The sequence below is a fragment of the Acetobacter sp. genome, from assembly GCF_052102375.1.
GTDB lineage: Bacteria > Pseudomonadota > Alphaproteobacteria > Acetobacterales > Acetobacteraceae > Acetobacter.
Genome location: NZ_JBQDXI010000013.1, coordinates 76,867 through 84,645, shown reverse-complemented (window position 1 = coordinate 84,645; position 7,779 = coordinate 76,867). Strand labels below are relative to the sequence as shown.

Annotated in this window: 9 protein-coding genes; 5 read left to right on the top strand and 4 right to left on the bottom strand. The window is 54.6% G+C overall.

The window, feature by feature from the left end; genetic code table 11:
- Window positions 1–124: 124 nt before the first annotated feature.
- From ACTIDN_RS07775 to ACTIDN_RS07760, 4 genes are all read right to left on the bottom strand, one after another.
- Window positions 125–1,099 carry an NAD-dependent epimerase/dehydratase family protein gene (locus ACTIDN_RS07775; RefSeq protein WP_441376595.1) on the bottom strand — a complete coding sequence of 325 codons (975 nt, stop codon included), beginning with the start codon at window positions 1,097–1,099 and terminating at the stop codon, window positions 125–127.
- A gap of 83 nt (window positions 1,100–1,182) precedes the next feature.
- Window positions 1,183–1,686 (bottom strand): DUF192 domain-containing protein, encoded by a 504-nt coding sequence (locus ACTIDN_RS07770; RefSeq protein WP_415508998.1) that lies wholly within the window; start codon window positions 1,684–1,686, stop codon window positions 1,183–1,185.
- Between the two features lie 15 nt (window positions 1,687–1,701).
- Window positions 1,702–2,355, bottom strand: a complete 654-nt coding sequence (locus ACTIDN_RS07765) for an MBL fold metallo-hydrolase (protein ID WP_441376598.1) — start codon at window positions 2,353–2,355, stop codon at window positions 1,702–1,704.
- Between the two features lie 204 nt (window positions 2,356–2,559).
- Entirely contained in the window at window positions 2,560–2,973 is a 414-nt protein-coding gene (locus tag ACTIDN_RS07760) for a host attachment protein (RefSeq protein ID WP_048837513.1), read from the bottom strand.
- Between the two features lie 214 nt (window positions 2,974–3,187).
- Here ACTIDN_RS07760 and ACTIDN_RS07755 point away from each other — a divergent pair, with 214 nt between their 5' ends.
- From ACTIDN_RS07755 to ACTIDN_RS07735, 5 genes are all read left to right on the top strand, one after another.
- The gene (locus ACTIDN_RS07755; RefSeq protein WP_441376597.1) at window positions 3,188–4,246 is read left to right on the top strand and encodes an XdhC family protein; all 1,059 of its coding nucleotides are present in this window, start codon (window positions 3,188–3,190) and stop codon (window positions 4,244–4,246) included.
- Window positions 4,240–4,866 (top strand): nucleotidyltransferase family protein, encoded by a 627-nt coding sequence (locus ACTIDN_RS07750; protein WP_441376594.1) that lies wholly within the window; start codon window positions 4,240–4,242, stop codon window positions 4,864–4,866. The genes ACTIDN_RS07755 and ACTIDN_RS07750 overlap by 7 nt, the downstream gene beginning before the upstream one ends.
- 105 nt (window positions 4,867–4,971) lie before the next feature.
- Entirely contained in the window at window positions 4,972–5,322 is a 351-nt protein-coding gene (locus ACTIDN_RS07745; RefSeq protein WP_415508996.1) for a RidA family protein, read from the top strand.
- Window positions 5,323–5,626: 304 nt separating this feature from the next.
- Window positions 5,627–6,403 carry a CHAP domain-containing protein gene (locus tag ACTIDN_RS07740; protein WP_415508995.1) on the top strand — a complete coding sequence of 259 codons (777 nt, stop codon included), beginning with the start codon at window positions 5,627–5,629 and terminating at the stop codon, window positions 6,401–6,403.
- A 250-nt stretch (window positions 6,404–6,653) separates the two neighbouring features.
- Complete coding sequence (locus ACTIDN_RS07735) at window positions 6,654–7,778, top strand: metallophosphoesterase (protein ID WP_441376593.1); 1,125 nt, start codon at window positions 6,654–6,656, stop codon at window positions 7,776–7,778.
- Window position 7,779 lies beyond the last annotated feature (1 nt).

Sequence of the window (7,779 nt, the reverse complement as noted above, 5' to 3'; positions counted from 1 at the left end):
CCCTCACTGAATCGCACCAAAATACCCCCTAAACCCACTAAATCATTCAAAATTAGTCCAAAATATTACGTTAACTTTTGGTAGGGTTGAGCTTTAAAGAAACGGCCATAAAAAAAGGGCAGACTTAACAGTCTGCCCCTTCATATTGCCGGAACCACTCGACAAAGTGGTCTATCCCGTCTTTCAGCACCGTCGTGGGGTACCATCCTGTCAGAGCCTTGATCTGGTCTATATCGGCCCATGTCATTTCAACATCCGCTTCTGGCCGGGGCAAAAGTTTGAGTTTGGCCTCTTTCCCCAAAGCACATTCAAGCAAGTGCACAAGATGACGCACTGATTCTGGTCTGTGATTACCGATATTCAGGACGCGGGAGGCACCGTGCTCTGGAGGTTTACCCAGCACAGCCAGCACGGCAGAGACAACGTCAGCTATATAGGTGAAGTCTCTTGCCAGAGCATCGCCTTCATAAAGCGTTACGTCATCACCCCGCATAATGGCGCGAGCAAAGCTGTAATAGGCCATATCTGGCCGCCCCCATGGGCCGTAAACCGTAAAAAAGCGCAACCCCGTTTGCGGCAACCCATAGAGGTGACTGTAGGTGGAGGATGTCAGCTCCCCTGTCCGTTTGGTCACAGCGTAGAAAGAGCCTGGGAGATCGACCGCATCGGTCTCACGGAAAGGAAGGCTCGTGTTGCGCCCATAGACAGAAGATGAAGAGGCATAAACCACATGCTCAAGGCGCGGCAGGGTCCGGGCAAATTCTAAAATAGCGACATGCCCCAGCACATTTGAGTGCGCAAATACGGCTGGATTGGCCATGGAATACCGTACACCGGCCTGTGCGGCCAAATGCAGTACACCTGTAATAGCCTGCTTATGGGGGTGCAAAACATCCAATGCGCCGGGTGCCGCTATATCCTGCTCATAAAATGTGAAACCGGAATGTGCGCGAAGCCGGGCCAAACGGGCCTGCTTGAGGGCCGGAGAATAATAGGTATTCAGGTTATCCATTCCGATAACCTGAATACCTTTTTCCAGCAGCGCCTGACTGACGTGGTACCCCACAAATCCAGCGGCGCCGGTTACTAGAATGGTCACGTTTCTGCCTCGTTACAGCTTATGAGAGCTGCATACCGGGACGAAGAGCCCGCTCCTCCACTGAGAAGCGAGCTCTTTTGTCCTCAGGATTTTTTAGTCAGTGAGGGGCTTTCAACCTTATCCCCAACCATAATACCAAGACGCGAGGCCGTACCTCCCGGCAGTTCCAGCGTTGCGGCAGCAGGACCGTGGCTGCTGATATGGGCCAGACTGCGTGGCACTGCGTTTTCTGCAATAGCCTGAATGCGCTGATCTGGCGCTATAAAAACAATATCCAGCGGTACAAGGGTATTTTCCATCCACATATCGCTCTGCTGGGGCGTGGCCCACAGAAACAACATGCCACTATCTGCCGGAAGCTGTGTGCGGAACATTTCCCCCACCTGCTGCTGACGTGGTGTGGTTGCCAGTTCTACAGAAAACGCATGGTGACCACTGGTTGAAACAATGGTCAGTTTTTCCTGCGGCAACGTAGGCTGCGCCTGCGTGGGCTCGCTCATATCTTCCGCCAGAGCGCGTACGGGACTGGCCGAAAGAATACCTGACAGCAGCCCGACTGCCAGCAGGCCGTAAAGACCTTTTTTCATGAGTAAAACCTCCTTTTAGCCCGCACGAAGAAACGGATTGTTCATGCGTTCAACACCCAAAGAGGTTGAGCCGCCGTGCCCTGGCATAACAACGATATCATCCCCAAGGGGAAGCAACTTCTCTTTGATAGACTGAATGAGCTGCTGTCCATCCCCATAAGCAAAATCTGTACGGCCGATGGTGCCTCGGAACAGGGTATCCCCCACAAAGGCGATACGGGCAGCTTCATCAACAAAGACAACATGGCCGGGCGTGTGGCCGGGAACATGCAGGACTTTGAAGATGCGCCCCAAGAGCTCAAGTGTCTGGCCATCGGTTGTATGCTGGTCAACACGCGCGTTTTCCAGCCCCTCTACCCCGAAATGCCGTGCCTGCGATTCGATGGAGGACAGTAGGAAATCATCCCTTTTGTCCGGCCCTATCACTACAGGCGCCTTCCCTTGCGCGTCCTGCATAAGGCGGCACAACGGTGCCACTCCGCCAGCATGGTCAAGATGCCCATGCGTAAGGAGGATTGCCTCTAGCGTCAGGTCCATCTGCTGCAGGACTTGTGCCAGAATTTCTGCATCCCCTCCGGGATCAACAACCAGGGCCTTAGCGGTATCCGGGTTCCATAAAACAGAGCAGTTCTGGCGGAATGGTGTCACAGGAACAACCCGTAGTTGCATACCGGGATACGTCAAATGCAAGGCGGCTTTCCTTCTTTTACTCAATACTCAGACGGTATGAAAAACAATGCGTGACGCGACTGTAATCCTTTCGACAGCACACGTCTTGGGGTGCGCATAAAAAAACTGCCAGAGGCTTAACCTCTGGCAGTTCTATAAGCGAACTTTTGCCGTATTTATTCAGGCTATGGAACACTTCCCTCTTTAGGAAGGAAGCTGCCACCCTGTTGCCGGGATATCGAAATGGCTACGAAGCTCGTGTGCCGGAATGTTGGTCAGATCTTTCGGGAAGCTCTTGATCAGCTTGGCCTGAGCGGGCTTGCTCAGATTTTCGCGGATTTCATGCAAAACGGGTGCTGACGCAGCCAGAACAAGCCCTTCAATTTTGCTGTTCTTCTGCACGGCAGCATTAATACGGTCTGCCACAACACGGGCAAAAGCTTCCTTAGCCTGATCAGCCGGGGTGGAGCCGCTTGGTACTTTGCCGGGCGTACCTTCGTGATCGTGCTGGTCAAAATCCACTACATCATGCATTTGGCCCTGAGAGTCATGCAGGAAGCGAACTTTGCCGCCATCAGCTACAATATAGACAATCTGGCCGTCGCGTGATTCTGACATGAATACTGCTCCTTAAAACGTAATGTTTATAATAGCTAACGTGGTGTTACCCTTAACTCCTATCAAGAGCGGTGGTTGCAGTGAACCACCGCTGCAAGCAGTTCTGCCCCCTCGTTCCCTGCATGTGCGAGCATGCGGGAGCCTGATATAAGCTGAACCCATGACTCTGCCCTCCGCCCCGGATACCGTTCCTACACCAGCCCCTCTGTCTCCCATGACTGTGCTGGACCACGCACTGCTATGGGCCAACGCGGGGCAAAAGGTTGTGCTTGCAACTGTTGTTGGCACGTGGGGGAGTTCTCCTCGGCCAGCGGGCAGTTTCATGGCCATAAGCGAAAATGGACATGTTGAAGGCTCCGTCAGTGGTGGATGTGTTGAGACAGATGTCATCACCACCGCGCAGGATATTATGGCAGGTGCCGCGCCAACTGTTTTGTCTTACGGGGTGAGCACAGACAAAGCCTGGGATGTGGGATTAGCCTGTGGGGGAAAACTGGACGTATGGGTTGAAGCCATCCAGAATGAGGCATGCCCCACCGGCACTCTGCCTCTGCCTCTTTTAGTTCAGGCATGCGCGTATCAGGCTAAACGCCAGAGCTGCGTACTGGCACGCGCATTGGATGGGTCTGCCCATACCCTTGTAACACTGCCCATCGCAGATGGAGACTTACCAGCCCATATGCCCGCAGACCTTGCCACGACTGACTTGGCAGAAGGGCGCTGCCTGAACTGGGAGGCCCCCAGTGGCTTAACGTGGTTTTTGCAGCCCCTTACTCCGGCACCACGCCTGCTGATTGTAGGGGCTGTTCATATTGCGCAGCATCTTGCCCAGATGGCCCGTATGGCAGGCCTCGCCCCGGTTGTCATTGACCCCCGTACAGCGCTGGCAACAGAAGAGCGCTTTCCCGGTTTACGGTTAGACAGCACGTTAATAACCGAGTGGCCAGATGAGGCGCTGGGAACACTAGGCGTAGACAGTATGACCGCCATTGTTACCCTGACGCACGATGCCAAGCTGGATGACCCAACCCTTGAAGCCGCTTTGCAGGGGCCTGCATTTTATATTGGCGCACTGGGATCCCGCACCACACAGGCCAGCCGCATGAAACGCTTACGGTCCTGTGGCTTTAGCGAAGACGCATTAAAACGGATTCATGGGCCTGTTGGTCTGGCTATCGGCGCGCTGGGCGCTGAGGAAATTGCGCTTTCGATTCTGGCTCAGATTGTTGCTGTGCGCCGCAACGCTCCCCTTGCCAAGAACCCCGGATGGTAACCGGGCCTGCCCCTTCAACGGTTGCCATCATACTGGCCGCAGGGCGCTCCAGCCGGACTGCCCCTGCACATAAACTGATTGCGACAGATGCTAGCGGTCAGGCAATGATCATCCGTACCCTGACATCTGTCATGGCCAGCACGGCAACGCAGGTCGTTCTGGTTGTTTCGCCCGACCTCCCCGCTATTAAGCAAAGCGTGCTAGACGCCTTCCCGGACCACCCCTCACTTCACATTTGTACAGCGGAACAGGCAGCCCTTGGGCTTTCAGCTTCACTCCGCACAGGGGTGGAACAGGCAGAGCGGCTTGGAGCCACTGCCGTGCTCGTGTGTTTGGGAGATATGCCCTTAGTATCACCACGCCTACTTGATGCCCTGATTGCAACGCAGAACGAAGCGCCTCCTCCCCCCGCTGCGGCACCCGATTGGCAAGGCCGCCCCGGCAATCCGGTTATCTGGCACAACAGCCTGTTTGCTGCCCTGAAACAGAGAGAAGGTGACCAAGGTGGCCGCTCCCTTCTTAAAGCCCTTGGCACTGCCGTTCGGCTTGTTCCGGCTGCACAGGAAGAACTGGTAGATTTTGACACGCCGGAACGTTTGGCCGCCTACGCACGTTTATAGAGTGTGACGGGAGTTGACCTGCGGCCTGCGCAGCCTCAACACTAACTCTGGCGCCAGCACCATGCCTGGCTCTGTAAACGCCAAACCAAGTGTTAAGAGAAACTGATGAGCAAAATTCTGCGCACCAATCCTAATCCCATTCTCTCCTCTGTCGTGGAGTATCACGGCTTTATTTTCACACAGGGCGTTGTCGCGCAGAATCTCGATCTGGATGCAGAAGGCCAGACCCGTGACATTCTGGCGCAGATTGACAGCCTGCTGGAACAGCATGGCACAGATAACACCCGCATACTCCAAGCCCAGATCTGGCTGAAGGATATTAATGACCGCGCCGCCCTGAACAAAGTGTGGAGCGAATGGCTGCCAGAAAACATGGCCCCTGCCCGCGCCTGCGTTCAGGCCGTTATGGCAGATCCGCGCATGCTGGTTGAGATCATGCTGATCACGACCAAATAACTTCTGGCCTACTGTGGCGGAGAGGCAAAACGTGGCATCTCCGCCACAGCGCGCGCGAATCCCAAGCGCATGGTTTGTTACAACGCCTGAGCTTCATCTCCTTCCGTGGCCGGAAATCTGGCAACTTCGTGGCGAGTGATAGGAATTTTTTCCTATATTTTCTTTCTGGACGAACTTTTCCTTGCAAATAGGCGAAAGTCTCTTTTTGACCCGCATTGAGCGCTTGCCTGACTTGCAGAGATGTTTAATAGCTTGATCACCACACCAAAGCTGAATGCCATGCAGGACAGGAAGGTACGCCAAGATGCGAGATGGACGGTCAAATAGCTTGAAATTCAAGATAGCCGCTCTGTCGCTTCTGTCCTTATCCGCCTTTGTTCAGCCTGCCGCGGCAAAAGCCCGGCATGCAGCCAGTGGTGGGCACCACGGCATTCATAAAATCACCTTCTCAGCCCCTCATCATCTTAACATTCGTTATGCAGGTGGACGTGCCCACCCGATTGCCGCGCGCCGCTGGCATCGTGGGCATAGTTTTGGTGGTGGTGGCCATGTTATTCAGTGTGTTGCTTATGCCAAAACGGCGTCTGACGTTGTCCTGCATGGTAACGCACGTGACTGGTGGCATAATGCAGCTGGCGTTTACGAACGTGGCTCTGCGCCTGAAACCGGTAGCGTCCTGAACTTCCGCGGTATTCGCCGTATGCCCCTCGGCCATGTTGCTGTTGTGCGCAGCGTTGTGAACAGCCGTACCATCATTATTGACCAGTCTCACTGGGCGCAAAACGGCATCAGCCACAATACGCCTGTTATTGACGTGTCCCCCAATAATGACTGGTCCGCAGTCCGCGTAGCGCTGAACAACCGCTCCGGCAGCTTTGGCTCCATCTACCCGACCTACGGCTTTATTTACGGTCGCCGCCCCGGCAGCGCACCTGCTCGCTCCAACGATGTTATGGTGGCTTGGTCCAAAAAGACAAATGCTGGCCATGCTGCCACGCAGCTTGCTCAGGCACCTGCTAACGCCCAGCCAATTGATGGCCTGAACGAGGCTGAGCCCACGTTCTCCGGTGACGAAAACTAAGGTTTTCTCCCACACCATCTGCCTTCCATCCAGTTTTCTAACCCTCCCTGCCATTTGGCATTGGAGGGTTTTTCTTTGCCATCCCCTGTTGGTTTAACGGGGAAAGCTGCTCCGGGTTGCCATGCTCTGAACCGCAGGCCCATAAGGCAGTCCTGTATCCACACGAAACTTCCGATACATCCCGCTCAATGAAGGGGTTACCCTCCTTCAAAAACTCCTTTGCAGCCTTCTGTTTGAGGAACAAACGCCGGTGCCCTTGCTGTTTACCGTGCCTTGCCTGATTGTTATTGCAAACTGGCTCTGGCCGCTGCCTTTACCCCTATGGCTTAAACTGAGTGGTGCCGTGCTTATCGGTGCAGGAGCTCATTTTTATACGTGGAGCCGTCTCTCTTCCGGCTCTCCCTTTTCACCAGAATTCCCCAGACCGATTGTTATTCTGTTTAACTGGGCCTTTGCCGCCATTGGTTTTCTGGCTGTTTTTCAGCTGATGCTGGATCTTGCTGCCTTGGTGCAGGCCGTCGTGGTGTGGCACATGCCCCACATCTCTACCGCCTGCCGCAGTGGGGCTGGTGCACTTGCCGCCCTGCTTTCTGCTCTTGGCGTTATCAATGCCGTTCGTGTCCCTCCGATAAAAGACATAGCCGTTACAATTCCCGGACTACCTGCATCTTTTGACGGATATCGTCTGCTGCAACTGACCGACCTCCATATTAGCAAGCTATTTCCGCGCACTTGGGCACAAGCTGTTGTGGACCACGCCAATATGGCAGGCGCTGACATGATTGTCGTGACAGGTGATTTTATTGATGGCTCTGTTGCCATGCGCCAGAAAGACTGCGCCCCCCTCCATGCCCTGCACGCGCCAGACGGTGTGTTTGCTGTGCCGGGCAACCATGAATATTTCTTTGATTATACGGCGTGGATGCAGCACCTCTCAGCACTCGGGTTCCAGCTTTTATTAAACACACATATCGTTATAGCTCGCGGGGACGATAAGCTTACCGTGGCAGGCGTAACGGACCTTTCCGCCCAGCAGCATAATCAGGACGGACCTGACCTTGCAGCAGCATTACGAAATGCCCCGCCGGACGCACCAGTTATCCTGCTGGATCACCAACCACGCCAAGCATCAGCAGCAGCCCAACAGGGTGTTGCCTTGCAGCTTTCCGGCCACACACATGGCGGTATGATCAAAGGGTTGGATAGATTGGTCGCACGTGGCAACAAAGGGTTTGTCTCTGGTGCTTACACACTTGGCGGCATGACGCTCTATGTCAGCAACGGTACAGGCCTTTGGCCTGGGTTTGCCCTAAGGCTAGGGGTTCCACCTGAAATGACCAGAATTTCCCTGCGCTCAGCCTCCGTAACGAGATGAC

What these genes read in the sequence shown, in the direction of transcription:
- ACTIDN_RS07770 (WP_415508998.1), bottom strand. Translation starts at nt 1,686, where the DNA reads ATGAAAAAAGGTCTTTACGGCCTGCTGGCAGTCGGGCTGCTGTCAGGT.
- ACTIDN_RS07765 (WP_441376598.1), bottom strand. Translation starts at nt 2,355, where the DNA reads ATGCAACTACGGGTTGTTCCTGTGACACCATTCCGCCAGAACTGCTCT.
- ACTIDN_RS07760 (WP_048837513.1), bottom strand. Translation starts at nt 2,973, where the DNA reads ATGTCAGAATCACGCGACGGCCAGATTGTCTATATTGTAGCTGATGGC.
- ACTIDN_RS07755 (WP_441376597.1), top strand. Translation starts at nt 3,188, where the DNA reads ATGACTGTGCTGGACCACGCACTGCTATGGGCCAACGCGGGGCAAAAG.
- ACTIDN_RS07750 (WP_441376594.1), top strand. Translation starts at nt 4,240, where the DNA reads ATGGTAACCGGGCCTGCCCCTTCAACGGTTGCCATCATACTGGCCGCA.
- ACTIDN_RS07745 (WP_415508996.1), top strand. Translation starts at nt 4,972, where the DNA reads ATGAGCAAAATTCTGCGCACCAATCCTAATCCCATTCTCTCCTCTGTC.
- ACTIDN_RS07740 (WP_415508995.1), top strand. Translation starts at nt 5,627, where the DNA reads ATGCGAGATGGACGGTCAAATAGCTTGAAATTCAAGATAGCCGCTCTG.